General features: G+C 63.5%; 26 protein-coding genes. 12 read left to right on the top strand and 14 right to left on the bottom strand.

What is annotated here, in order from left to right; translation table 11 throughout:
* The first annotated feature begins 141 nt into the window (after nucleotides 1-141).
* The 10 genes from M2396_RS20525 to M2396_RS20480 all read left to right on the top strand — a co-directional run bounded on the left by M2396_RS20525 (nucleotide 142) and on the right by M2396_RS20480 (nucleotide 9966).
* Nucleotides 142-1161, top strand: coding sequence for an outer membrane protein assembly factor BamD (locus tag M2396_RS20525; protein ID WP_101316235.1), 1020 nt, complete (start codon nucleotides 142-144; stop codon nucleotides 1159-1161).
* A 246-nt stretch (nucleotides 1162-1407) separates the two neighbouring features.
* The gene (locus M2396_RS20520) at nucleotides 1408-1632 is read left to right on the top strand and encodes a PP0621 family protein (protein WP_101316233.1); all 225 of its coding nucleotides are present in this window, start codon (nucleotides 1408-1410) and stop codon (nucleotides 1630-1632) included.
* Between the two features lie 191 nt (nucleotides 1633-1823).
* On the top strand, nucleotides 1824-2588 hold the full coding sequence (locus M2396_RS20515; protein WP_259077599.1) for a FadR/GntR family transcriptional regulator: 765 nt from the start codon (nucleotides 1824-1826) through the stop codon (nucleotides 2586-2588).
* Nucleotides 2589-2678: 90 nt separating this feature from the next.
* Nucleotides 2679-3881 (top strand): ABC transporter substrate-binding protein, encoded by a 1203-nt coding sequence (locus M2396_RS20510; RefSeq protein WP_101316229.1) that lies wholly within the window; start codon nucleotides 2679-2681, stop codon nucleotides 3879-3881.
* 60 nt (nucleotides 3882-3941) lie between these two features.
* Nucleotides 3942-4802, top strand: a complete 861-nt coding sequence (locus M2396_RS20505; RefSeq protein ID WP_101316227.1) for a branched-chain amino acid ABC transporter permease — start codon at nucleotides 3942-3944, stop codon at nucleotides 4800-4802.
* Nucleotides 4803-4804: 2 nt separating this feature from the next.
* Complete coding sequence (locus M2396_RS20500; RefSeq protein WP_101316225.1) at nucleotides 4805-5812, top strand: branched-chain amino acid ABC transporter permease; 1008 nt, start codon at nucleotides 4805-4807, stop codon at nucleotides 5810-5812.
* On the top strand, nucleotides 5812-6564 hold the full coding sequence (locus M2396_RS20495) for an ABC transporter ATP-binding protein (RefSeq protein WP_101316223.1): 753 nt from the start codon (nucleotides 5812-5814) through the stop codon (nucleotides 6562-6564). The genes M2396_RS20500 and M2396_RS20495 overlap by 1 nt, the downstream gene beginning before the upstream one ends.
* The gene (locus M2396_RS20490) at nucleotides 6564-7259 is read left to right on the top strand and encodes an ABC transporter ATP-binding protein (protein ID WP_101316221.1); all 696 of its coding nucleotides are present in this window, start codon (nucleotides 6564-6566) and stop codon (nucleotides 7257-7259) included. The genes M2396_RS20495 and M2396_RS20490 overlap by 1 nt, the downstream gene beginning before the upstream one ends.
* A gap of 12 nt (nucleotides 7260-7271) precedes the next feature.
* A complete protein-coding gene (locus M2396_RS20485) occupies nucleotides 7272-8555 on the top strand; it encodes a Zn-dependent hydrolase (RefSeq protein ID WP_259077594.1) in 1284 nt (427 codons plus the stop codon).
* Between the two features lies 1 nt (nucleotide 8556).
* A complete protein-coding gene (locus tag M2396_RS20480) occupies nucleotides 8557-9966 on the top strand; it encodes an amidase (RefSeq protein ID WP_259077592.1) in 1410 nt (469 codons plus the stop codon).
* A gap of 34 nt (nucleotides 9967-10000) precedes the next feature.
* Here M2396_RS20480 and thiO read toward each other — a convergent pair whose 3' ends face one another.
* From thiO to pilV, 5 genes are read right to left on the bottom strand one after another with little or no spacing between them, the layout of a single operon-like run.
* Entirely contained in the window at nucleotides 10001-11098 is a 1098-nt protein-coding gene (gene thiO / locus M2396_RS20475) for a glycine oxidase ThiO (protein WP_259077589.1), read from the bottom strand.
* A 37-nt stretch (nucleotides 11099-11135) separates the two neighbouring features.
* Nucleotides 11136-11531, bottom strand: coding sequence for a type IV pilin protein (locus tag M2396_RS20470; RefSeq protein WP_259077586.1), 396 nt, complete (start codon nucleotides 11529-11531; stop codon nucleotides 11136-11138).
* 1 nt (nucleotide 11532) lies between these two features.
* On the bottom strand, nucleotides 11533-12015 hold the full coding sequence (locus M2396_RS20465; protein ID WP_259077574.1) for a hypothetical protein: 483 nt from the start codon (nucleotides 12013-12015) through the stop codon (nucleotides 11533-11535).
* Nucleotides 12012-12665 (bottom strand): PilW family protein, encoded by a 654-nt coding sequence (locus tag M2396_RS20460; protein ID WP_259077572.1) that lies wholly within the window; start codon nucleotides 12663-12665, stop codon nucleotides 12012-12014. Before M2396_RS20460 ends, M2396_RS20465 begins: the two co-directional genes overlap by 4 nt.
* Nucleotides 12662-13012 carry a type IV pilus modification protein PilV gene (pilV, locus tag M2396_RS20455; RefSeq protein WP_259077569.1) on the bottom strand — a complete coding sequence of 117 codons (351 nt, stop codon included), beginning with the start codon at nucleotides 13010-13012 and terminating at the stop codon, nucleotides 12662-12664. Before pilV ends, M2396_RS20460 begins: the two co-directional genes overlap by 4 nt.
* A gap of 143 nt (nucleotides 13013-13155) precedes the next feature.
* Between pilV and M2396_RS20450 the strand changes: the two genes are divergently transcribed.
* Complete coding sequence (locus tag M2396_RS20450) at nucleotides 13156-13614, top strand: GspH/FimT family protein (RefSeq protein ID WP_259077567.1); 459 nt, start codon at nucleotides 13156-13158, stop codon at nucleotides 13612-13614.
* Between the two features lie 8 nt (nucleotides 13615-13622).
* On the opposite strand, the gene ispH is transcribed toward M2396_RS20450, so the two are convergent.
* The 6 genes from ispH to murJ all read right to left on the bottom strand — a co-directional run bounded on the left by ispH (nucleotide 13623) and on the right by murJ (nucleotide 20957).
* Nucleotides 13623-14570 carry a 4-hydroxy-3-methylbut-2-enyl diphosphate reductase gene (gene ispH / locus M2396_RS20445; protein WP_259077564.1) on the bottom strand — a complete coding sequence of 316 codons (948 nt, stop codon included), beginning with the start codon at nucleotides 14568-14570 and terminating at the stop codon, nucleotides 13623-13625.
* Between the two features lie 14 nt (nucleotides 14571-14584).
* A complete protein-coding gene (fkpB, locus tag M2396_RS20440; protein WP_103435954.1) occupies nucleotides 14585-15022 on the bottom strand; it encodes an FKBP-type peptidyl-prolyl cis-trans isomerase in 438 nt (145 codons plus the stop codon).
* Nucleotides 15015-15530 (bottom strand): signal peptidase II, encoded by a 516-nt coding sequence (lspA, locus tag M2396_RS20435; RefSeq protein ID WP_101316200.1) that lies wholly within the window; start codon nucleotides 15528-15530, stop codon nucleotides 15015-15017. The genes fkpB and lspA overlap by 8 nt, the downstream gene beginning before the upstream one ends.
* A complete protein-coding gene (gene ileS, locus M2396_RS20430) occupies nucleotides 15523-18354 on the bottom strand; it encodes an isoleucine--tRNA ligase (RefSeq protein WP_150569967.1) in 2832 nt (943 codons plus the stop codon). The genes lspA and ileS overlap by 8 nt, the downstream gene beginning before the upstream one ends.
* Nucleotides 18351-19301: a bifunctional riboflavin kinase/FAD synthetase gene (gene ribF / locus M2396_RS20425; protein WP_220633027.1), complete on the bottom strand. Its 951-nt coding sequence runs from the start codon at nucleotides 19299-19301 to the stop codon at nucleotides 18351-18353. Before ribF ends, ileS begins: the two co-directional genes overlap by 4 nt.
* Nucleotides 19302-19418: 117 nt before the next feature.
* Complete coding sequence (gene murJ, locus M2396_RS20420; RefSeq protein ID WP_101316193.1) at nucleotides 19419-20957, bottom strand: murein biosynthesis integral membrane protein MurJ; 1539 nt, start codon at nucleotides 20955-20957, stop codon at nucleotides 19419-19421.
* A 249-nt stretch (nucleotides 20958-21206) separates the two neighbouring features.
* Here murJ and rpsT point away from each other — a divergent pair, with 249 nt between their 5' ends.
* Nucleotides 21207-21485 (top strand): 30S ribosomal protein S20, encoded by a 279-nt coding sequence (gene rpsT / locus M2396_RS20415; protein ID WP_101316189.1) that lies wholly within the window; start codon nucleotides 21207-21209, stop codon nucleotides 21483-21485.
* A gap of 217 nt (nucleotides 21486-21702) precedes the next feature.
* On the opposite strand, the gene M2396_RS20410 is transcribed toward rpsT, so the two are convergent.
* Genes M2396_RS20410 through M2396_RS20400 form a run of 3 tightly spaced genes read right to left on the bottom strand, consistent with a single transcriptional unit; the run spans nucleotide 21703 to nucleotide 25265 of the window.
* Complete coding sequence (locus M2396_RS20410; RefSeq protein WP_188035278.1) at nucleotides 21703-24003, bottom strand: PqiB family protein; 2301 nt, start codon at nucleotides 24001-24003, stop codon at nucleotides 21703-21705.
* Nucleotides 23996-24619 (bottom strand): paraquat-inducible protein A, encoded by a 624-nt coding sequence (locus M2396_RS20405; RefSeq protein WP_101316184.1) that lies wholly within the window; start codon nucleotides 24617-24619, stop codon nucleotides 23996-23998. Before M2396_RS20405 ends, M2396_RS20410 begins: the two co-directional genes overlap by 8 nt.
* Entirely contained in the window at nucleotides 24606-25265 is a 660-nt protein-coding gene (locus M2396_RS20400; RefSeq protein ID WP_259077561.1) for a paraquat-inducible protein A, read from the bottom strand. The genes M2396_RS20405 and M2396_RS20400 overlap by 14 nt, the downstream gene beginning before the upstream one ends.
* Nucleotides 25266-25548 lie beyond the last annotated feature (283 nt).

The following is a 25548-nucleotide window of genomic DNA, read 5'->3' as shown; positions in this document are numbered from 1 at the left end:
TCGGCTGGCGCACAGCCTTTGGTTTCAACTGCGCGCTTGTGGTTAAATACGGCTTCTTTTGCCCTGGGGTCAACCCGGGGGCGCTCATCATAACAGGACGGCACCGCCCAAGACAGCGGCCGTCAAAGGACGCAAGCCGCCATGCAAGTGAAACACCTGCTGCTGATCGCCCTCCTCGGGCTTACCGCTGCCTGTTCCTCGAACAAGGAAGTGATTGACGAGAACCTCAGCGAAGCCGAGTTGTACCAGCAGGCGCAGGCCGACCTGGACAACAAGAGCTACACCAGTGCCGTCAACAAGCTCAAGGCCCTGGAATCGCGCTACCCGTTCGGCCGTTACGCCGACCAGGCCCAGCTCGAGCTGATCTACGCCAACTACAAGAACACCGAGCCAGAGGCTGCCAAGTCGGCGGCCGAGCGCTTCATCCGGCTGCACCCGCAGCACCCGAACGTCGACTACGCCTACTACCTCAAGGGCCTGACTTCGTTCGACCAAGACCGTGGCCTGCTGGCGCGCTTCCTGCCGTTGGACATGACCAAGCGTGACCCGGGCGCTGCCCGCGACTCCTATAACGAGTTCGCCCAGCTGACCAGCCGCTTCCCCAACAGCCGCTACGCGCCTGACGCCAAGCAGCGCATGATCTACCTGCGCAACCTGCTGGCCGCCTACGAAATCCACGTTGCCGACTACTACATGAGCCGCCAGGCCTATGTCGCTGCGGCCAACCGTGGCCGTTACGTGGTCGAGAACTTCCAGGAAACCCCATCGGTCGGTGACGGCCTGGCGGTGATGGTCGAGGCTTACCAGCATCTGCACCTGGACGAGCTGGCCAATACCAGCCTGGAAACCCTCAAGCTCAACTACCCAGATCACCCAAGCCTGGTCGACGGCAGCTTCGAGCCCAAGCAAGCTGATGGTGATCAGCGTTCGTGGCTGTCCAAGGCGACCCTGGGCCTGATCGAGACCGACACGCCGCTGCCGCCAGGTGAGACCCGCGCCAATCAGGACGTGGTTCGCCAGTTCAAGGATGCCCGTTCGGAGATTCCGCAAGACTTGCTGCCTAAAGATGAAGACGGTGATCCGATTCTGCCGGCCGGTCCGAAAGAAGCCGAAGAGAGCCGTTCGTGGTTCAGCTACGCGACCTTTGGTCTGTTTGATTGATTTGATACAGGCTGCCCTTGTAGGAGCGGCCTTGTGTCGCGAAAGGGCTGCGCAGCTGCCCCACGATCTACGCAGCGCCGCAGAATTGCTGGGCCCGCTGCGCAGGCCTTTCGCGACACAAGGCCGCTCCTACACACAGCAAGCACGATGTCGGAAAAACAAAAAAGAAAGGGAAGCCCAAGGCCTCCCTTTTTTTTTGCCCGCGTCCTAGACTGTCGGCTCTTCTTCTCGACCAAGCTGGACACCATGGTTCGCCTACTTTTCTGGATCGCCCTGATCGCCGCCGCGTTCTGGCTGTGGCGCAAATTCAAGCTCAGCCAGCAGGCGCGCCCCGCGCAGCGCCTGGATGACCCGCTGACCATGGTGCGCTGCGCGCACTGCGGCGTGCACCTGCCCAATGACCGGGCGCTGCACCGTGGCAATCAGTGGTACTGCAGCCCAGCCCATCTGGAGCAAGGCCCGAAAGACTGATCAACGGTCTGCTCCGGCGAAGCCGCTGTAACCCGGTTACAGCGGCTTTTTCATGTCCGCCCGCTGAACACACATACCCGTAGCCGACCCATCCGCTCCATTTACGACTCCCTCCCCGCCTCAACTCTTGACCCACCGGCGGCAAATTCGCTAAATCCTATTTATCCGCATAAATATGAAAAATAGCCCGCATGCTCAAACCCAAGCGCAAACGTCAGAAGCTGTCGGACATGATCGTCGAGTCGGTCAAGCGCTCGATCGTCACCGAGGCGCTGCACCCCGGTGACCGTCTGCCGACCGAGCGCGAGCTGATGGAACACTTCGAATGTTCCAAGGGTACCGCCCGCGAGGCGCTCAAGGCGCTCGAGGTCGAGGGCCTGGTCAGCACCCGCACCGGCCCGAGCGGCGGCGCCTACCTCAATGAAGTCGGCACCGAACCGGCCAGCCGTGCGCTGCGCAACTACTTGCATTTTCAGCACCTGGATGGCGAGCAGGTGTACCAACTGCGCAAAGTCATCGAGGTCGAGCTGGCGGTTTCAGTGATGGGCCGCCTCAGCGAGGCCGACTACGCCGCGCTGCAAGCCAACATCGATTTCTGCAGCACCCCGGAAGACAGCGAAGAAGGCCAGCGCGAGCAGCGTTTGGCCGAGCTTGAGTTTCATACCCTGCTGGCCGGTCGCTGCGCCAACCCGCTGCTGAGCTTCATGGCGGTGTTTCTCAACGACCTGCTGCGCGACCTGGTGGTGCTGAAAAAAGCCTACCTGCCCAAGCGCCAGCAGTTCGCCGCGGCCAACATCGACTATCACAAGCATCTGCTCGACGCCCTGCGCGCCAACGATGAAGCCGCCGTGCGCCGCTTGATGCACGAGCACATGTGCGACGCCGAACACCACATGACTGCGCTGGAAGGCGAAGTCGCCCGCAATTTCCTCCTGGAGTTCAGCCACAACCACTGATTCGCCTGGACAGAGGCCTGCACACAGGCCCGGCCGTACCCGCTTTGTCATTGCCACTCCTGCCTAATAACCACAAACAAGGAGTTACTCATGCAAAGACGTACCCTGCTCAAAGCAGGCCTTGCCCTCGGCGCCCTCGGCAGCCTCCCGTTGGGAGCGTCGCGGGTGTTCGCCGAGCAACCGTTGACCTTCTATGGCCTCAAGTCGATGTCCGGGCCGTTTGCCAGTTACGGCAAATACGCCGACATGGGCTCGCGCCTGGCGATTGCCGAGCACCCGCAGCTGCTCGGCCAGCCGCTCAAGTACAAGGTCATCGATACCGAGGGTAACGCCGGCAAGGCGGTACGCAAGGTCCAGGAAGCCATCGGCCAGGACGGAGCGCGGTTCTTTCAAGGCTGCACGCTGTCGTCCTCGGCGCTGGCGGTGTCGAAGGAAATCAACAAGGCCGGCGGCGTCTTCATGACCCCGGTCGGAGCCGACGAGATCACCGGCAAGGACTGCAACAGCTCTACCTTTCGCTGGTCAGTGCCGACCTACGGCGCCATTCGCGAAACCCTGGTGCCGCTGATCAAGCTGCTGCCCGAGGCCAAGCGCTGGTACACCATCACCCCGCAGTACGTGTTTGGCGATGCCCTGCTGGACAACGCACGCAAGGTCTTCAGCGAACACGGCATCGAGCACATCGGCAACAGCTACCACTCGCTGCAGGAGCAGGAGTTCTCCGGCTACCTGACCAACGCCATTGCCGCCAAGCCGGACGTACTGGTGCTGCTCAACTTCGGCAGCCAGTCATCCAATGCCCTGCGCCAGGCGGTCAACTTCGGCATCAAGGATCGGATGAAAGTGCTGCTGGTGTGGTCGGCCGGGCTCGATCAATTCCAGGAGCTGGGCAGCGATGTACTGGAAGGCGTGTACCTCGGCGCGCAGTATTGGCATCAGGTTGACACCCCGCTCAACCGCGAGCTGGTCGCGGCCACGCGCAAGGCCTACGGCATCAACCCGAATTACCCGCTGGCGGCCGACTACATCGGCACCCGGGTCATGCTCGAAGCCATCATCAAGGCCAACAGCCTCGACGGCGCCGCAGTGTCCAAAGCCCTGCAGGGCATGAGTTTCCAGGGCCCGACCGGCGACGAGCTGATCCGCCCGGGTGACCATCAGGTGCTCAAGGACTACTACCTGCTGCGCGGCAAACCTCAAGCACAGATGCGAGATGACGATGATCTGGCCGAAGTGCTGCACGCCGGCCGTTCGTTCATCGAGGTCTCTCAAACCGGTTGCGCCCTGGCCTGACGCCACGCCTTCCCACTTGACAAAATTGCAGGCGCGCGGCGCGCTGCAGAGGGCACGTTCATGCTCGATTTGTACCTGTTCCAGCTGCTAAACGGCCTTGGCCTGGGGATGATCTACTTCCTCATTGCCGTGGGCCTGACAATCATTTTCGGCTTGCTCAACTTCGTCAACTTCGCCCACGGTGCGTTTTTTCTGCTGGGTGCCTACCTGTGCTACACCGCCGTGGCGCTGACCGGCAACTTCTGGCTGGCGCTGCTGATCGCGCCGCTGGCGGTAGCCGCGCTGGCCTGGGTGGTTGAGCGGGTGCTGATCAAGCGCATCTACCACTTGCCGCACACCTTTCAGATTCTCGTCACCCTTGGTATCGCGCTGATCATCCAGGAAGCCTCGGTGCTGATCTGGGGCCCGGTCGGCAAGCACATCGCGGTGCCGCCGGAGCTGCGCGGGGTGCTGATCATCGGCGACTTCATCTACCCCTATTACCGCCTGTTCCTGATCGGCTTCGCCGCCTTGATCGGCCTTGGTCTGTGGCTGCTGCTGGAGCGCACCCGCTTCGGCGCCCTGGTGCGAGCCGGCAGTGAAAGCACCGAGACGGTGTCGCTGCTGGGCACCAACATCTTCCGCCTGTTCTCGCTGACCTTTGCCCTCGGCGTGGGCCTGGCGGGCGTGGCCGGGGTGCTGTTTGCGCCACTGCGCGGGGCTCAGCCGTTCGTTGGCCCGGAGATTCTCGGCATCGCCTTCGTCGTGGTGGTGATCGGCGGTATGGGCTCGTTTGGCGGTGCGCTGGTTGGCGGCCTGCTGGTCGGGGTGGTGCAAAGCATGATGAGCAGCCTCTGGCCGCAAGGCGCCAGCCTGATGATCTACGGCGCGATGGCGGCGGTGATCCTGGTTCGTCCCTACGGCCTGTTCGGGAGAGCATGAACATGACTGAGAAAAATCCACTGGCCGTGGCCAAAGGGCATGGCCCGGCGCTGCTGCTGTTGCTGCTTGTGACCCTGATCGGCCTGCCGCTGATCCTGCCGTCGACCACCCTCGCCACCGAGATCCTGATCTTTGGCCTGGCCGCGCTGGCCTGCAACCTGCTGCTGGGCTACACCGGCCTGCTCTCGTTCGGCCAGGGCATCTTCTTTGGTGCCGGTGCCTACGGCGCGGCGCTGCTGATGATCCACCTGCAATGGGGCATGCTCGGCGCGCTGGTTGGCGCGGCGCTGTTCGGCGCGCTGCTGGCCTTGCTGGTCGGTGCGCTGGCGATTCGGCGCAAGGGCATCTACTTCGTCATGCTGACCCTGGCCTTCAGCCAGATGGCGTACTTTCTGGCCTACACCCTGAGCGGCTGGACCGGCGGCGACAACGGCCTGCTCGACGTGCCACGGCCGAACATCACGGTTGCCGGGCATGTGTTGCTCGACCTTGCCGACCCGCGCCACTTCTACGCGTTTGTCGCGGTGCTGTTCCTGCTGATATTTGCCGGCGCCCTGCGGGTGATCCGCTCACCGTTCGGCAGCACCTTGCTGGCGATCCGCGAAAACGAAACCCGCGCTGCGGCCATCGGCTATGACATTCGCCACTTCAAGATCCTGGTGTTCATGTTGTCTGGCGCCATCACCGGTATCGCCGGGGCGTTGTACGCGATGCTGCTGCACTTTGCCCCGCTGTCGAACATCGACCTGATGATGAGTGAAAACATCCTGATCATGACCATCGTCGGCGGCACCGGCTCGCTGTTCGGCTCGTTGCTCGGCGCCGGCGCGATCGTGCTGCTCGGGGACGTGCTGTCGGAGCTGTGGCCGCGCTGGCTGATGCTGCTGGGGGTGATCCTGATTCTGGTGGTGGTGTTCATGCGCGGTGGGCTGTGGGGTGGCCTGGCTGATCTGGCCAAGCGCCTGCGCCCTTCGCCTGCCGTCGATGGCAAAACCAAGGAGCAGCTGTAATGAGCGAATTCCTCCTCGAAACACACAACCTGCAACTGGCCTACGGGCCGTTCCATGCCGTCGATGGCGTCGACCTGAAAGTCCGTGCCGGCACCATCCACACCGTGATCGGGCCCAACGGCGCCGGCAAGACCAGCTTGTTCCACTGCCTCACCGGTGAGCGCCAGGCCACCGCCGGCAAGATCCTCCTCAACGGCCAGGACATCGTCCGCAAACCGTCTCACGGCCGCGTCGCTCTGGGCATGGCGCGCTCGTTCCAGCTCACCAGCCTGTTCCAGAACCTAAGCGTGCGCGAGAACCTGCGCCTGGCCGCGCAGGGCCGCGATGGCCTTGGCGCGCTCAACTTCTGGCGCAGCGTCGAGCACAAGCGCAGCCATTGGGACACCGCTGACCAGGTGCTCGAACGGCTCAAGCTCAACGGCCGCGCCGAGACCCTCGCTGGCGAGCTGTCGCACGGCCAGCAGCGGGTGCTGGAAGTCGGCATGTCGATCTGCGCCAAGCCCACCTTGCTGATGCTCGACGAGCCCACCTCGGGCATGGGCATCGATGACATCCCGGTGATGACCGACCTGATCTGCGACCTGGGCCGCGACCACACCGTGCTGCTGATCGAACACAACATGAGCATCGTCATGTCGATCAGCCAACGCATTACCGTCATGAGCCACGGCCAGATCCTGGTCGAAGGCACCCCGGATCAGGTGCGCAACGACGAACGCGTGCGTACCGCCTACCTTGGAGAGGCCGCCTGATGCTCAGCGTCGAATCGATCCATTCCTACTACGACAAGAGCCATGTGCTCGAGGGCGTTTCGCTCAAGGTCGAGGCCGGTGAGCTGGTGACCCTGCTCGGGCGTAACGGCGCCGGCAAGACCACCACCCTGCGCAGCATTCTCGGCATCGTCCGCCCGCGCCAGGGCCAGATTCACTTCAACGGCCAGCCGCTGGTCGGTCGCGAGATCTTTGACATCGCCCGCCAGGGCATCGCGCTGGTGCCGGAGCACCGCGGCATCTTCCGCCAGCTGGACGTCGAAGAGAACCTCAAGATCGCCGCGCGCAAGCACAGCCGCTGGCAGCTGGAGGACGTTTACGCGATGTTCCCGCGGCTCAAGGAACGTCGCCGCAACAGCGGCTTTGCCCTGTCCGGGGGCGAGCAGCAGATGCTGGCGATTGCCCGCGCGCTGCTCAATGGGCCCAAGCTGCTGATCCTCGACGAGCCGACTGAAGGCCTGGCCCCGGTAATCGTCGACGAACTGGTGAAGATCCTGCGGCGGATCAAGGACGAAGGCCTGTCGATCCTGCTGGTCGAGCAGAACCTCAAGGTCTGCGACGCCCTCGCCGACCGTCACTACGTGCTGGAACAAGGCCGCGTGGCCTATCAGGGCAGCGCCGAGCAGTTCCGCGCCGACCCGAGCATCAAGAACCGCTACCTGGCCTTGAGCGCCTGAAGGAGACCGACCATGAACAGCCAAAACCCTATCGATCCAGCGCAGGCAACACTCGGCCAGGGCGCCTTGATCAGCCGCGAGCGCCTCTGGCAGTCGCTGATGGACCTCGCCCGCCTCGGTGCCACCGCCAAGGGCGGCGTGTGCCGGCTGGCCCTGACCGACCTCGACCGCCAGGCGCGCGACCTGTTCGTGCAATGGTGCACCGAGGCGGGCTGCAGCGTCAGTGTCGATGCCATCGGCAATATCTTCGCCCGCCGTCCGGGGCGCAACCCGGACCTGGCGCCAGTGATGACCGGCAGCCATATCGACACCCAGCCCACCGGCGGCAAGTTCGACGGTTGCTACGGGGTGATGGCCGGGCTGGAGGTGATCCGCACCCTAAACAACCTCGGCCTGCAAACCGAAGCACCGCTGGAAGTGGTGGTGTGGACCAACGAAGAAGGCTCGCGCTTCCCGCCATGCATGATGGGTTCCGGGGTATTTGCCGGCAAGTTCGACCTCGACGAGACCCTTGCCAAGCGCGACGAACAAGGCCTGTCAGTAGGCGCCGAGCTTACGCGCATCGGCTACGCCGGCCCGCGTGTGCCCACCGGCCATGCGGTCGGCGCCTACTTCGAGGCGCATATCGAACAAGGCCCGGTGCTGGAAGACCAGCGCACCACCATTGGCGTGGTGCAGGGTTGCCTCGGGCAGAAGTGGTTCGACCTGGTGTTGACCGGCGTCGAAGCCCACGCCGGGCCTACGCCGATGCACCTGCGCAAGGATGCACTGGTCGGCGCCGCCGATGTAGTCAGCGCGGTCAACCGCATCGCCCATGCCCATCAACCGCATGCCTGCGGCACGGTCGGCTGCCTGAGCCTGCATCCAGGCTCGCGCAACGTGATCCCCGGCCAGGTGCACATGACCATCGACCTGCGTCACCTCGACCCGCAGCAGCTCGATGCGATGGTCGCCGAGGTGCGCGCGGTGATCGAAGCCACCACGGCCAAGCATGGCCTGAGCTTCGAGCTGACGCCAACCGCTGACTTCCCGCCGCTGTATTTTGCCGAGCAGTGTGTCGACGCTGTGCGCCAGGGCGCAGTCGCGCTGGGCCTGAGCCATCTGGATATCGTCAGCGGCGCTGGCCACGATGCGATCTTCGTCGCCGAGCTGGGCCCGGCGGGGATGATCTTCGTGCCGTGCGAAGGCGGCATCAGCCACAACGAAATCGAAAACGCCGCGCCGCAGGACCTGGCCGATGGCTGTGATGTACTGCTGCGGGCAATGGTCCAGGCCGCCAATCAGGGAGCCCATTGAGATGACCGGCAAAACCGCTATAGGCGAGTTCACCGCCGTCGAGCTGCTCGACCTGTATCAACGGCGCAAGCTGTCTCCGCTCGAGGTGATCGATGACGTGCTGACCCGCATCGACCAGCACAACCCGGCCGTCAACGCCTACTGCCATGTCGATGCCGAAGGCGCCCGCGCCGCCGCCCGCGCCAGCGAGCAGCGCTGGCAGCGCGGCGAGCCCTGTGGCCGCCTGGATGGGCTGCCGACCTCGATCAAGGACCTGACCCTGACCCGTGGCATGCCCACCCGCAAGGGCTCGCTGACGTCTTCGGCAGCTGGGCCGTGGGACGTCGACGCACCGTTCAGCGGGTTCATGCGCGAAGCCGGCGCAGTGCTGCTGGGCAAGACCACCACGCCTGAGTTCGGCTGGAAGGGCGTCACCGACAACCCGCTGTATGGCATCACGCGCAACCCGTGGGATACGCGCCTGACTGCCGGCGGCTCATCGGGCGGTGCGGCGGCGGCAGCGGCGCTCAATCTCGGCGTGTTGCACCAGGGCAGCGATGCCGGCGGCTCGATCCGCATCCCCTGCGCGTTCACTGGCACCTTCGGCATCAAACCGACCTTTGGTTATGTGCCGCAGTGGCCGGCCAGTGCCATGACCATCCTCTCGCACCTGGGGCCGATGACGCGCACGGTCGACGATGCTGTGCTGATGCTCGACTGTGTGGCTCGCCCCGATCCGCGCGACGGTCTCGCCGGAGCACCGCGCCAGCGACCCTGGCTGGCCGCAGAGCAGGACTTGAGCGGGCTGCGCATCGGCTACAGCGCCGACTTCGGTTACGTCAGCGTCGACCCGCAGATTCAGGCTCTGACCGCTCAGGCAGTGCAGCGCCTGGCGCGATTAGGGGCGCAGGTCGAAGAAGTCGACCCAGGTTTTGCCGACCCGCTGGCAACCTTCAATACCCTGTGGTTCGCCGGCGCGGCGCGGCTGGCCAGCCAGTTGACGTCAGCCCAGCGCGAGCTGCTCGATCCGGGCCTGCGCTGGATTGCCGAGCAAGGCGCGGCCATCAGTCTCGAGCAGTACACCGCAGCGCTGGAAGCACGGGCTGAGCTGGTGGCGCGGATGAACGCCTTCCATCAGCGCTACGACGTGCTGGTGTCGCCAATGATGCCGCTGGTGGCGTTTGCCGCCGGGCACAACGTGCCGCCAGGGTCGGGATTGGAGCAGTGGATGGAGTGGACGCCGTTCAGCTACCCGTTCAACCTGACCCAACAACCGGCAGCCTCGGTGCCGTGTGGCTTCACGCGCGAAGGGCTGCCGGTGGGACTGCAGGTGGTGGCCGGGCGCTTCGCCGATGAGCAGGTGCTGCGGGTGTGCAAGGCGTACGAGCAGCATTACCCGACTCGCCATCTGCAGGCACCGGTTATCGGCTGAGGGGCGCCGGGGGCTGCTTTGCAGCCCCAAAATCTCAAGCCAGCCGCCCGGCCGGGGCATATGGGGTGGGATCAATGATCGGCTCAACGCCCGTCAGCAAATCTACAAAGAGCTGGCACGAAGCCGGCGCCAGCACCAGGCCGTTGCGGTAATGCCCGCAGTTCAGCCACAGCCCGGCATGCCCCGGCACCGGGCCGATATACGGCACACCCTCGGGTGAGCCTGGACGCAGACCGGCCCAGTGCGCCACCGGCGTGGCGTCAGCAAGCCCGGGCAACAGCTCAACGGCGGAGGCCTTGAGACTCTCCAGTGCCTGCCCGGTCGGGGTCTTGTCGTAGCCGGCATGCTCCAGCGTACTGCCGATCAGGATATGCCCGTCGCGCCGCGGGATCGCGTAGCGGCCCTTGGCCAGAACCATGCTCGGCAAAAAGTCTTCGGCGCACTTGTAGAGGATCATCTGGCCCTTGACCGGTTCGACCGGCAAGGTCAGGCCCAGCGTGGCCAACAGGTCACCACTCCAGGCGCCCGCGCTGAGTACCACGTCATCGGCTTCGAGCAGCCCATCGGCCGTGTGCACACCGCTGATACGCCCGTCTTGCTGGGCAAAGCCGGTGATCTGGCAGTGCTCGCGCAGAGTGACATTGGGCAGAGCCGCCAGCGCTGCTTTCAACGACTTAACCAGCCGTGGATTGCGCACATTGGCCACTCCAGCCATGTAGATCGCCCGCGTGAAGCCGGCGCCGAGGCCCGGCACGGCGTCATATGCCGCCGAGATATCCACAGCAGTCAACGGCCGCTGCTCACGCACCGCCCACGCCAGCGCCTCGGCTTCGTCCTCAAGGTCCAGCCAGTACAGGCCGGTGACGTGCACCTCGGGGTCGACGCCGGTGCTGGCGAACAGGCGCTCGCCCAGCTGTGGATAAAACGCCTGTGACCAATGCGCCAACGCCGTGACTGCCGGGCTGTAGCGCCACGGATACAGCGGCGAGACGATGCCGCCACCGGCCCACGACGACTCGCGGCCGACTTCGCCTTGATCACACACCACCACCCGCTCGACCTTTGCTGCCAGGTTGAGCGCAGTCAGCAGGCCGATCACGCCACCGCCGACAACCACTACTTGCTTGTTCATCTGTCGATCCAATACCTGAAAAAACCGAGCTACCCCGTCAACCGCTCCAGCAACCCGCAGCGTCCTGGCTGCCCGGGTTGCTGCGCACACCCGTCTGATCGAGCTGATAGTCAGCGCACTGGTCCTGCGCCATCAAACCGGTCGGCAAGCGCTGCGCCTGCAGGCGGAAGCTGGCGTCATCGCGTTGCAACTGCAGGCGGTAATAGCGGCTGTCGGCGGGCAAGCTCAATTGATGCTGGTCAGTGTCGCTGTATTGGCCGCTGCGCGCATGGTGGCGCTCCAGACGCAACGCAGCGTCGTGCAGCAGGCCGACCACTTCGCTGCGGGCGGCGCGGCGCAATTGTTCGTTGTAAGCGGGGTAGGCAATGGCTGCCAGAATGCCGCTGACGGCGACGACAATCAACAACTCGATCAGGCTCAGGCCTTGCTGCATATCATTGCTCCTGCACTCTTTGCCGCCAGAGGATTCTTTGCAGTGCCTGCGACGGGTCGGCGGGCTGCGCGTATACGGCTTCGAGCACATGCCGCACGCGGGTTTGCTGACTGACTGCGGTCACTCGGTAGAGGGTGGCCTGGGTGCCCACGGGCAGGTGCGCGGGCCGGTCGCTTTGGCCAAGGTTCTGCAGGTTGAACCAGCCCTGCCCGGCTGCCTGCCAGTCGCCACCAGCGCCGTTCACGTCATGGGAGTCGGCTGGCGGCGAGCAGAGCTGGCACTCGTTGGGCGGCGCCACCGCGAGCCGCGCTGCGCCCTCCAGCAAGACTGCCTCGGCCTGCTCCAGCGCTTGGCTGCTGGCCAGCAAAAGCCCGGCCATGCGTGTCTGCAGCACTGCTTCGCGCAGGGCGGCGGCGGCGAGCAGACCGAGCAGCAGGCTCAATATGAGAGCGGTCAGCAGCACCATGCCGCGTTGGTGCTTCATTGTTCTGGCAGCCGATTGCGTAGAGCTACGCTGATGGCGTACTGCTGTTCGAGATCGTGCCGCTGGTCGAACAGGCTTAGTTGCAGGTCGACCCGCTGGCCCTGCGCGTTCGTTACCAAGTTAGCGTGCAGGCTGCGCACATTGTCGATCAAAGCCTGCGGCGAGCCTCGGCGCACTACCCGCAGGCTGCCATCGCGCAGCTCGTAGGTGATGCGGCTGACCGGCAAGGCCAGGGTCTGCTCGTCACCCTCGTGGGCGTCGGCCCGGACCTGAGCCCAACTGCGGCAATCACTCAACACCGTCCAGTCGGGCCGGCTACCGCTGCCGGGCAACTGCCCCACCAACAGACTCAGTTGTGCGCCACCCTGGCTGATTTGCACAGGCCTGGCAAAGGCGGCCGCTGCGTTGGGTGAGTCGAAGTCGCTGGCGTGCAAGCGCAAACAGCCGAACACACCGGTCATGCGGATATCCTGGGCGATCCGTTGCAGCGCCAGGCGGGCATCCTCTTGCTGCTGCGCCAGCGCGCCCTGCAAGCGCCAGGCTTGCACCGTAGCGACAAACACCTGGCTCGCTGCGGCCAGCAGCATCAAGCCCAAGGCCAGCGCGAGCAGCCCTTCGAGCAGGCTGAAACCCGCCTGACTGCCGTTCATGGCCAGCCCTGCAGGCTTACGCCCTGATGCTCCGGGTCACGCTCATCGGGCCAGTCGACGATGACCTTCAGCGATGACCCTGAACTTCGCACCCAGCCCTCGGCCTGCGCGCCAAGGGCCAGCCTTACCTGCGCCTGCCATTGTCCTGAATCCTCCACTGACCCGCCCGCCCTCGCCTGCTCCAGCAGGCTCTTGGCGAGATAGGTCGCCTGGCTGTGCTGCCGAGCGCTGGCGGTAGCCTGCAATGCCTTGACCTGTAAAGCCGCTGCCGCAAACAGGCCAAGCGCCAGCACCAGCATGCCCAGCACGACCTCGAGCAGCGTGATGCCCTGCTGTCCTTTGCGCATCCATGCGCTCCTTGGGAAATTTCCCGCAATGTGCCAGCCAAGTGGCCGACTGGACCTCATGTCCGCCGTGCCTGAAGCTACAGCGAAGCACTTCCAGGGAGGAATGCACGGTGTGGCAACACGGGGCAACACTGATACAAATGATGTTGGCGCTCGCGTTGGTCGCGGTTCTGGCGCAGCTGGCGACGCCGTCCTACACCGCGCTCAGCCAGGACTTACAACGGGCGGCAGCGGCGCAACAGCTGCTCCAGGCCTTTCGCTCGGCACGTAGCCAGGCCTTGTTGCAGCAGCAGGCCGTGCGGGTCGAGCCATTGGAGGCAGGCTGGGGAGTGGGTTGGCGCGTGGTGGACGCGGATAGCGGGCTGTTACTGGCTGAGCAACGTTTACCGCAGCGGGTACGGATCGTTGGCAACTTGGCTGAAGGTGTGCGCTTCAGCGCACAGGGCGTGCCGTTGCGCGGTAGCGGCGGGTTTCACGGCGGGAGTTTGCAGATATGCCCACACGCAGAAGGCGGGCAACCACGCCAGATCGTCCTGGCGCCCAGCGGCAGGGTGCGCCTGCGCACCGACATGGCCGTTGAGCCATTGTGCGCAGGCCCCTGAGGGCTGGCTCAGAGCAGCGAGCGCACCCGCAGTTCCTTGGGCATCGAGAAGGTCACGTTCTCCGGGCGCCCGTCGAGCTCTTCGGCACCGGTTGCGCCCCAGGCCGTGAGCTGCTCAAGCACGCCGCGCACCAGCACTTCAGGTGCCGAAGCACCGGCAGTGACACCCACCCGGCCAATGCCGTCGAACCAGCTTTGCTGCAGGTCCTCGGCGCCGTCGATCAGGTACGCCGGAGTGCCCATACGCTCGGCCAGCTCGCGCAGGCGGTTGGAGTTGGAGCTGTTCGGGCTGCCGACCACCAGCACCACATCGCACTCGTCAGCCAGCTGCTTGACCGCGTCCTGGCGATTTTGGGTGGCATAGCAGATGTCGTCCTTGCGCGGCCCGCCGATGTTGGGGAAGCGCGCGCGCAGAGCGTCGATAACCCGGCTGGTGTCGTCCATCGACAAGGTGGTCTGGGTAACGAAGGCCAGGTGATCAGGGTCGCGCACCTGCAGACTGGCCACATCTTTCTCGTCTTCGACGAGATAGATGGAGCCACCGTTGCTGGCGTCGTACTGACCCATGGTGCCTTCGACTTCCGGGTGGCCGGCGTGGCCGATCAGGATGCACTCACGGCCATCGCGGCTGTACTTGGCCACCTCGATGTGGACCTTGGTCACCAGCGGGCAGGTGGCATCGAACACCTTCAGGCCACGGCCTGCGGCCTCCTGGCGGACAGCCTGGGAGACGCCGTGGGCGCTGAAGATGACGATGACGTCGTCCGGCACCTGGTCGAGTTCTTCAACGAAGATCGCGCCACGGTTGCGCAGGTCTTCGACCACGAACTTGTTGTGCACCACTTCGTGACGCACGTAGATCGGCGGGCCGAACACTTCCAGGGCACGGTTGACGATCTCGATCGCCCGGTCGACCCCCGCACAAAAGCCGCGAGGGTTGGCGAGTTTGATTTGCATGCTCGGCTCCAGGCTTACAAGGCCTTCACCGCGAGGATCTCCACCTCGAAGCTCAGGGTCTTGCCAGCCAATGGGTGGTTGAAGTCGATCGTCACCTGGTGCTCGTCAAAGGCTTTGACCACTCCAGGCAGCTCGGCGTTGGCTGCATCATTGAAGATCACCAGCAACCCTTCGGACAGCTCCATGTCAGCGAACTGCGAACGCGGCATGATCTGCACGTTCTGCGGGTTCGGCTGGCCGAAGGCGTTTTCCGGAGGCACGCTGACGGTGCGCTTGTCGCCGGCCTTGAAGCCGAACAACGCGGCTTCAAAACCCGGCAGCAGGTTGCCATCGCCAACCTTGAACACGGCCGGAGCCTTGTCGAAGGTGCTGTCGACGGTGTCGCCGTTTTCCAGGTGCAGGGCGAAGTGCAGAGTGACTTCGCTGTTCTGGCCGATACGGGTCTCAGTCATGCGCAGGCTCCTCGGACTTCTTGCTCTTGAACATATCCAGCGCCAGCATGATCGCGCCAACGGTAATGGCACTGTCGGCAACGTTGAATGCCGGGAAGTAATGCGTATTCTTCCAGTGGACCAGGATGAAATCGACCACATGCCCGAGCACGACACGGTCGTACAGGTTGCCCAGCGCGCCGCCGAGTACCAGCGCCAAGGCAACTGCCAGCCAGGTTTCGTTACGGCCAAGGCGTTTGAGCCAGACTACCAGCACCGCGCTGACCACGATCGCGATCAGGGCAAACAGCCAGCGCTGCCAGCCGGCGCCGTCGGCCAGGAAGCTGAACGCAGCGCCGGTGTTGTAGGCCAGGGTCCAGCTGAAGTAGTCAGGGATGACTACGATCTGCTGGTACATGCTCAGGTTGCTGTTGAAGTACAGCTTGGTCACCTGGTCGACCACCACGATCAGCAGGCTCAACCACAGCCAGGCGAGGCGCCCGAAGCGCCCCACTGCAGGATTAGGCATAGTGACGCACCTCGCCCGCACCGCTCAGGTTGTCGACGCAGCGTGCGCAGATTTCCGGATGCTCGGGATTGGCACCGACATCGGCGCGGAAGTGCCAGCAACGGCCACACTTGGCGTGACCGGACTTGACCACTTTCAGCTTGAGGCCTTCGACTTCGGTGGCCACGGCATCGGCCGGCGCCTGCACGAACGGCACCACGCTCGCAGCCGAGGTGATCAGTACGAAGCGCAGTTCGTCGCCAAGCTTGGCCAGGTCGGCGCTCAGGCTTTCTTCGGCAAACAGGGTCACTTCGGCTTGCAGGTTGCCACCGATGGCCTTGGCCGCACGCTGGTTTTCCAGTTCCTTGTTGACCGCTGCCTTGACCGCCATGACCCGCTCCCAATAGGCGCGGTCCAGCTCGAAGCCTTCTGGCAGTTCGGTCAGGCCTTGGTACCAGGTGTTGAGCATCACCGACTCGTTGCGCTCGCCTGGCAGGTACTGCCACAGCTCGTCGGCGGTGAACGCCAGGATCGGCGCGATCCAGCGCACCAGCGCTTCGCTGATGTGGTACAGCGCGGTCTGGCACGAACGCCGGGCAACACTGTTGGCGCCGGTGGTGTACTGGCGGTCCTTGATGATGTCGAGGTAGAACCCGCCCAGCTCCTGCACACAGAAGTTGTGCACCTTGGAGTAGACGTTCCAGAACCGGTACTCGCTGTAGTGCTCTTCCAGCTCGCGTTGCAGCAGCAGCGCGCGGTCGACGGCCCAGCGGTCCAGAGCGAGCATGTCTTCGGCCGGCAGCAGGTCGCGGGCCGGATCGAAGCCGGACAGGTTCGACAGCAGGAAGCGCGCGGTATTGCGGATTCGCCGGTAGGCGTCGGCGCTACGCTGGAGGATCTGGTCGGAGACGGCCATTTCACCGGAATAGTCGGTGGCCGAAACCCACAGGCGCATGATGTCGGCGCCGAGGGTGTCGTTGACCTTCTGCGGCTCGATGGTGTTACCCAGCGACTTGGACATCTTGCGGCCGTTCTCATCGACGGTGAAGCCGTGGGTGAGCAGCTCGCGGTAAGGCGCATGGTTGTCGATCGCGCAGCCGGTCAGCAGCGACGAGTGGAACCAGCCGCGGTGCTGGTCGGAGCCTTCCAGGTACAGGTCGGCGCGCGGGCCGGTGGCGTGACCGATGTCATGCGAGCCACGCAGTACGTGCCAGTGGGTAGTACCGGAGTCGAACCAGACATCGAGGGTGTCGGTGATCTTGTCGTACTGGCCGGCTTCGTCACCGAGCAGTTCGGCGGCGTCGAGCTTGAACCAGGCTTCGATGCCCTCTTGTTCAACGCGCTTGGCGACCTCTTCCATCAGCTCGACTGTACGCGGGTGCAGCTCGCCGCTCTGCTTGTCGAGGAAGAACGGAATCGGCACACCCCAGTTGCGCTGACGCGAGATGCACCAGTCAGGGCGGTTGGCGATCATCGAGTGCAGGCGCGCCTGGCCCCAGGCCGGCACGAACTTGGTTTCTTCGATGGCTTTGAGCGCACGCTCACGCAGGGTGTCGCCGCTGGCCGGTTCGCGGTCCATACCGATGAACCACTGCGCGGTGGCGCGGTAGATCAGCGGGCTCTTGTGGCGCCAGCAGTGCATGTAGCTGTGGCTGATGGTTTCGGTGTGCAGCAGCGCACCGACTTCCTGCAGCTTGTCGACGATGGCTGGATTGGCCTTCCAGATGAACTGGCCGCCAAACAGCTCGAGCGATGGCACGTAGACGCCGTTGCTCTGCACCGGGGTGAGGATTTCGTCGTTGACCATGCCATAGCGCTTGCAGGTCACGAAGTCGTCTTCGCCGTAGGCAGGTGCCGAGTGGACAACACCGGTACCGGCGCCCAGCTCGACGTATTCAGCCAGGTAGACAGGCGACATACGCTCGTAGAACGGGTGACGGAAGTTGATCAGTTCCAGCGCCGAACCTGGCGCGGTGGCGATGACCGAGCCTTGCAGGTCCCAGCGCTTGAGGCAGGCTTCGACCAGCTCTTCGGCCAGTACCAGCAGACGCTCGCCGGTGTCGACCAGGGCGTAGGTGAACTCCGGGTGGACGTTCAGCGCCTGGTTGGCGGGAATGGTCCACGGCGTAGTGGTCCAGATGACGATGGCGGCAGGCTTGGCCAGCGCGGCCAGGCCAAAGGCGCTGGCCAGCTTGTCGGCGTCGGCGATAGGGAAGGCGACGTCGATGGTCGAGGACTTCTTGTCGGCGTATTCGACTTCGGCTTCAGCCAGGGCCGAGCCGCAGTCGAAGCACCAGTTCACAGGCTTGAGGCCCTTGAACACGAAGCCTTGCTTGACGATTTCGGCCAGCGCGCGGATTTCGCCCGCTTCGTTGGCGAAGTTCATGGTCTTGTAGGGGTTGTCCCAGTCACCCAGCACACCCAGGCGGATGAACTCGGTCTTCTGCCCTTCGATCTGCTCGGCGGCATAGGCACGGCACAGCTCACGGGTCTGGTCCGGGCTCAGGTGCTTGCCATGGGTGACCTCGACCTTGTGCTCGATCGGCAGGCCGTGGCAGTCCCAACCCGGGACGTACGGCGCGTCGAAACCGGAGAGGGTCTTGGAGCGGACAATCATGTCCTTGAGAATCTTGTTCAGCGCATGACCGATGTGGATCTTGCCGTTGGCGTAGGGCGGGCCATCGTGCAAGACGAACTTGGGACGATCCTTGCCAATTTCGCGAAGCTTCTGGTACAGGCCAATGCTGTCCCAGCGCTGCAGGATCTGCGGTTCGCGCTGGGGCAGGCCGGCCTTCATCGGGAAGGCGGTGTCCGGAAGATTAAGCGTGGCTTTGTAGTCGGTCATTTCAGGCTCTTGGTTAGCGGTTGAGCGTGCCAGTGGGCACGTGCGGCGGCGATGTCCGCGTCGATCGCCGACTTCAGCGCCTCCAAGGAGGCGAATCGCTGCTCTTCGCGCAGCTTTTGGTGGAACTCCACCGTCAGACGCCGGCCATACAGGTCGCCGGCAAAATCAAGAAGATGAATCTCCAGGTGAGGACGACCATCACCAGCAACGGTGGGTCGTACCCCGATATTGGCAACACCCGGCCAGCGCTTGCCGTCGATCTCGGCGCTGGTCAGGTAGACCCCGCTGAGTGGGATGCGGCGGCGCTTGAGCTGGATGTTGGCGGTCGGCGTGCCGAGCTGACGAGCCAGCTTCTGGCCGTGCAGGACGCGCCCGGTAATGGTGTACGGGCGGCCCAGCAGGTGTGCGGCCAGGGCAAAGTCAGCATTGGCCAGGGCGGTACGCACCTTGGTACTGCTGACCCTCAAGCCGTCCTGCACGACCGTGTTGGCGGCCTCGACGGTAAAGCCGTACCTTTTGCCGGCCTCGACCAGAAAATCAAAGTCGCCGGCACGGTCGCAGCCAAAGCGGAAGTCGTCACCGACCTCCAGGTGGCGCACGCCGAGGCCATCGACCACGATCGTCTTGACGAATTCATCGGCGCTGAGCTGGCTCAGGCGCTGGTTGAAGGCCAGGCACAGGACCAGGTCGATGCCTTCGGCGGCCAGCAGCTGCACTTTGTCACGCAGCCGCGCCAGGCGTGCCGGCGCAGTCTCGGGGGCAAAGTACTCGCGCGGCTGTGGCTCGAAGATCACCACGCAGGTGGGCAGGCCTAACTCCCGGGCGCGGTCGCGCAGGCGCGCCAGGATTGCCTGGTGGCCACGGTGAACCCCGTCGAAGTTGCCAATGGTGGCGACACACCCCCGGTGCTCGGGGCGCAGGTTGTGAAGACCTCGAACCAGCTGCATAACGCGCTTCTTGCTCATAAAGTGGTCGATTATAACCACACCCGGGCGCTGGTGACAGGCAGCAGCGCCCTGGGGTGGCGACTAATGTGTAAAACCGACGCCTGGCCGCCTGGCACCTTAATGCAAGGCATTGCGGGCAAACTGCCGAGGACGCAAGCCGCAGGCGAACAGGCAACCGAAATAGGTCACGACGCCGGCACCGATCAGGGCACCCAGGCGCAGGAAGCGCTCGAGCATGCCGCCCTCTTCCCAGGCTGGCATGTAATGCATGCCCAGCAGCAACACGGCCGACATCAGGCTGACCGCGAGGATCAGCTTGAGCAGGAACCGCGCCCAGCCTGGTTGCGGCTGGAACAGGTCCTGGCGGCGCAGGCGCCAGTACAGCAAGCCGGCGTTGAGGCAGGCGCCGATGCTGATGGCCAGGGCCAGCCCGGCATGGGCCAGCGGGCCGACCAGCACCAGGTTGAGCAGCTGGGTCGAGATCAGGGTGAAGATGGCGATCTTTACCGGCGTGCGGATGTTCTGCTGGGCATAGAAGCCCGGCGCAAGCACCTTGATCAGGATGATCGCCAGCAGGCCGACCGAGTAGGCGATCAAGGCGCGCTGGGTCATGGCCGCGTCGAATGCGCTGAACTTGCCGTACTGGAACAGCGACACGGTCAACGGCTCGGCCAGAATTGCCAGGGCCAGGGTACACGGCAGTACCAGCAGGAAGCACAGGCGCAGGCCCCAGTCGAGAATCCGCGAGTACTCGTGGCGGTCGCGATTGGCGTAGGTCTTGGCCAGGGTCGGCAACAGGATAGTGCCGAGCGCTACCCCGAGCACGCCTGAGGGCAGCTCCATCAGGCGGTCGGCGTAGTACATCCACGACACCGATCCGGCCACCAGAAAGGAAGCGAAGATGGTGTTGATGATCAGCGAGATCTGGCTGACCGACACGCCGAGAATCGCCGGCAGCATCTGCTTGAGCACCCGCCATACACCGCTGTCGCGCAAGTTCAGGCGCGGCAGCACGAGCATGCCGATCTTCTTCAATGCCGGCAGCTGATACAGCAACTGCGCCAGGCCGCCCGCCAACACACCCCAGGCCAGGGCCATGATCGGCTGCTCGAAGTACGGCGTCAGCAGCAGGGCGAAGGCGATCATCGCCACGTTGAGCAGGGTCGGGGTGAACGCCGGTACCGCAAAGCGGTTCCAGGTATTGAGGATCGCCCCTGCCAGCGATGACAGCGAGATCAGCAATATATAAGGGAAGGTCACCCGCAGCAGGTCGGTGGTCAGGGCGAAGCGCTCGGCGTCGGCGGCAAAGCCCGGCGCCGTGACCCACACGATCCACGGCGCGGCGAAGATGCCCAGCGCAGTAACAACGGCCAGTACCAGAGTCAACAAGCCACTGACGTAGGCAATAAAGGTGCGCGTCGCCTCTTCGCCCTGTTGGGTCTTGTACTCGGCCAGGATCGGCACGAAGGCCTGCGAGAATGCGCCCTCAGCGAAGATACGCCGCAGCAGGTTGGGCAGTTTGAAGGCGATGAAGAACGCATCGGTTGCCGCGCCGGCACCGAATACGCGCGCCAGGATGGTGTCGCGGACAAAGCCCAGCACCCGTGAAATCATGGTGATGGAGCTGACTGCAGCCAGGGATTTGAGCAGGTTCATCGAAAAATTTTCACGCTGGGGACGGAGGACGCTACTAAAGCCGCCAAGATGTGCGATACTCCCGCGCCTTCGCAGGGGAGCCAAAATTCCCGAGTTTACAGGTCGCGGCGCAGAAAGGAATATTTCCCTCTCGCGGACCCACCACTCGGCGGAACCTTGCAGGTGGCCTTGACATCTGTCGTACGCATCGGCATGATTCGCGGCCTATTTTGTTTGCTATTTCCCTAAAGTCTTTCAAGGAGCTCGACGGTGGCCAACTCACCTTCCGCCAAGAAACGCGCAAAACAGGCTGAGAAGCGTCGCAGCCACAACGCCAGCCTGCGTTCCATGGTTCGTACCTACATCAAGAATGTAGTTAAAGCCATTGACGCAAAAGACGCCGAAAAAGCGCAAGCCGCTTACACCCTGGCTGTGCCTGTCCTCGACCGTATGGCCGACAAAGGTATCATCCACAAGAACAAGGCTGCTCGCCATAAAGGCCGTCTGAATGGCCACATCAAGGCGCTGAAAGAAACTGCAGCTGCCTAAGCGACGCGCTTGTTAAAAACCGACCCTAGGGTCGGTTTTTTATTGCCTGCGATTTATCCCCGCCTGGATGCAACCCCTGTAGGAGCGGCCTTGTGTCGCGAAAGGGGCGCGCAGCGGCCCCGCGATTTAGGCAACGCCGCAGAACTGCTGGGGGCGCTGCGCACCCCTTTCGCGACACAAGGCCGCTGCTACAAGATCTGCAGCGCAGCCATATTGCTTACTTGCCCAGCTGGATCTTCGGCGCCCACTGCAGCCACACGTCATCAGGCTTGTCGAACAAGGCAAAGGTCTGCTTCGGTCGTGCCGGGTTACCCATCTGCTCGCCCTCTGGCGTGGCAAAGGCAATGCCGCCGTCGATCAGCGTTTCCAGCGACTCGGTACGCACCGTTGCCCCCTTGAACAAGCCCCAGTCGAAGCCAAAGCCGCTGCTGTTCCAGAACCGGCTGCCACCGCGCACCAGCCCGGCATAGCGCGGTTCGATGAGGATGTGGATCAGCACTCGATCAGCGTTCTGCCCCAATTCAAAGCCAGTGACCTTGCCCACCGCCACCTCGCGGTAGGTGACCGGCACGCCCGGCTTGATCGAGCCACGTCGCGGAGCACTCAGGGTAATCGGCAAGCCGATCTCCTGACCTTTCACCTCTGGCGCCTCCGCCAGAGCGATGAAGTCACGCTGTGAGCCTTGGCTCCTGGCAGCTGGCTGCACCTCGATGTACTGCCCACCGATCAGCGTATCGAGGTTCTCGGTCTTGACCAGCCCCAATGCTGGCTTGACCACCCAGAACTGCGTACCGACACGGGTGATGCGGTCGGCAGCTTCGTTGATGCGTGCACGCAGCAGTACCGCCTGCAGATCGTCGGTCAGGTCGGTACTCTCGATACTGCCCACCTCCAGGCCGCGGAAGCGGATCGGCGTGCCCGGCTTGAGGCCATCAGCGCGCTCGACACGGATGGTGATCAGGGTACCGGCGCGATTGGCTGCCTCTTCGCTCTCATGCAGACGGAAGCGCGGGATATGACGTTTGAGCGGCACATCCGGCTTCGGCGTATCGAAGGCAATGCCGCCCGCCATCAGGGTCTGCAATGACTCGCTCTTGACCTTGATCCCGGACAGGCCGCCGGTCAGGGTGATACCACTGGCATTCCAGAAGCGCGTTGAGCCGTTGACCAGGTTGGCGTACTCCTTCTCGATGTGCACACCGATCAGGATGCGTTTGCTGTTGCGGGCAAACTGATAGCTCTGCACGTTGCCGACCTTGACCTGGCGATACATCACCGGGCTGCCGACCTCGAGCGAGCCGAGGCTGTCGGCAAACAGCACCATATGCAGCCCTGGCGACTTCAGATCGAGCGGCGGCGCCTTGGCCCGTGCTTCGAACTCGCGCTGCGGCCGTGCGCCCTTGTCACCTGGACGGATAGCAATGTAGTTGCCCTTCACCAGCGCCTCCAGGCCAGTGATGCCCGCCAGGGAAATGGACGGCTTGACCACCCAGAATTGCGTGCCCTCGACCAGATAATCCTCGGCCAGAGGATCAAGGGTCAGTTCGGCTGAGGCACTGGCCAGGTCGTCTTCGATCTTCAGGGTCTTCAGCGAGCCGATCTGAATGCCTTTGTACAATACTGGCGTACGCCCTGCCTGCAGGCCTTCAAAATCAGTCAGTTTGACCTTGATGCGGATACCCGCCTGGGCAGCGTCAAAGTCTTCATAGAGGCGGAATGGCAGGCTTGGATCAGTCGGCGGACTGTCCTTGCGGTGCTCAGGGGTAGCAAAGGCAATACCACCGGCAACGATGCTGCTGAGCGACTCACTGCGCACCTTGACCCCGGACAGGTCAGCATCGATGCTGATGCCGCTGGCATTCCAGAAGCGAGTATGTTTGCGCACCAGGCTGGCGTAGGCGGGCTGGATGAACACCTTGACCTCAACGGTGCCCTGATCCTCGGACAGCTTGTAGCTCTTCACCCGACCGACCTGGATCTGCTTGTAGAACACCGGGCTGTCGCGATTGAGCGAGCCCAGTCGATCGGCCTTGAGGGTCAGGTGCAGGCCGGGCTCGGAGTCAGACAGCGGCGGCGCCGAGGCCAGCGCCTTGAAGCTTTTGGTCGGCTCGCCTTTGCCCGGGTCGACGGCAATATAGTTACCCGATACCAGTGTCTCCAGGCCGGAGATGCCCGCCAGGGTAACGCTCGGCTTGACCAGCCAGAAGCGCGTGCCGGTGGTCAGCTGGGTGTCTGCCGCCTTGTTCATCTCGATGGTGGCGATCACCCCGGTGTTGCTGCCGGTGGCATCCAGCTCTAGTTCGGTAACCTTGCCGACTGGCATACCCTTGTAGATCACCTCGGTCTTGTTGGCGACGATCCCTTCACCAGTCTTGAAACGCACCTGGATCTCCACACCGGCAGAACGGTAGGCCTGAACGCCCAGCCAGCCGCCGATGATCAACGCGATCAGGGGCAGGATCCAGATGGCCGACCAGTTCGAGGCAGGGCGGGTTTTTGCCGTAGGCACGTCACTCATGGTCGTCATCCGACTCCGTGTTATCCCAGATCAGTCGGGGATCGAAAGTTAAGGCAGCAAACATCGTCAGGATCACCACGCAGGCGAAAGCGATGGCGCCCAGATTAGCTTCGACGCTGGCGATCCGGCCAAAATTGACCACCGCCACCAAAATGGCAATGACAAAGATGTCGAGCATCGACCAGCGCCCGATGAATTCGATAAAGCGGTACATCCAGATGCGCTGCCGGGCCGACAGCGGCTGATGTCTTTGCACCGAGTACAGCAGCAGGCCGATGCCGACCAACTTGAAGGTCGGCACCAGGATACTGGCAATGAACACCACGGCTGCGATAGGCAACATGCCGTGGTGCATCAGCGTGATGACCCCGGACATGATCGTGTCGGGGCTGCCCTTGCCCAGCGAGCTTACCGTCATGATCGGCAACAGGTTCGCTGGGATATACAGGATGAACGCAGTGATCAGCAGTGCCCAGGTGCGCACGATGCTGTTAGGCCGTCGCGGGTGGACGATGGCACCGCAGCGGATACAGGTCTGCCCGGCGTCATCGCCTTCCTGACGGTTCAGCTCGTGGCATTCATTGCACACCAGAATCCCGGCATCAATCGCCCGCATGCAGATCCTCCCCGGACAACGCCACCCAGATCTGATGCGGCGACATCACCACTTCCAACCAGACTTGCACCAGCAGCAGGCTGATGAAGCAGACTAGGCCAATACCGATATTCAGTTGGGCAAGGTCGAGCAGCTTGACCATGGCCACCAGCACGCCCATGAAGTACACCTCGAGCATGCCCCACTCGCGCAGGTGGTGATACACCCGGTAGATCAGCAAGCCGTAGCTGCGCCCGATGTCCAGACGGATGCTCAGCAGCACTGCCAGTTGACACAGCAGCTTGAGCAAGGGGATGGCCATGCTGCAGAGAAACACCACCACGGCGATCAGGTGCATTTGTGAGTTGTACAAGCCAAGCACACCGCTCCAGACGGTATCGTCGGAGATCTGCCCGAGCAGGTGCAGCTGCATGATCGGCAAGAAGTTGGCGGGTATATAAAGCAGCAGCGCAGCCAGCACCAGCGCCAGGCTGCGATTGACCACGTTATGGCGGTGAGCGTACAGCTCGTAGCCGCAACGTGGGCACAGCGCCTTCTCATTGTGCTGCAGGGGCGGCTTGCGCAGCAGCAGGTCACACTCATGGCAGGCGATGAGGTCGTCCAGCGGCAGATTGGCCAGCACTTCGGGGTCGGCAGGGTTGGGCATATGGGCGTCTGAGTGGAAGCGTGGGCTCTATTCTAGTGTTCTGGCTCGAATTGTGGGAGACGCGTGGCCGCCCTGATGCGAGACATAAGCATACTGGCACTTCGTTATGAGCGGTGGATGGGGTAAAAAGTGCCGGGAATGGTAGCTGGAGCGACAATTTTAGGCTGCGCAGCAGCTCTGGATCTTATGGATCGCGGAAAAGACAAAACCCCTACCTGCTCGCGCAGATAGGGGTTTTGCGAAATGAATCTTGACGATGACCTACTCTCACATGGGGAGACCC

The organism is Pseudomonas sp. BIGb0278 (assembly GCF_024809895.1).
In the GTDB taxonomy this organism is placed as follows: domain Bacteria; phylum Pseudomonadota; class Gammaproteobacteria; order Pseudomonadales; family Pseudomonadaceae; genus Aquipseudomonas; species Aquipseudomonas shirazensis.
This window is presented reverse-complemented; position numbering and strand designations above follow the sequence as displayed.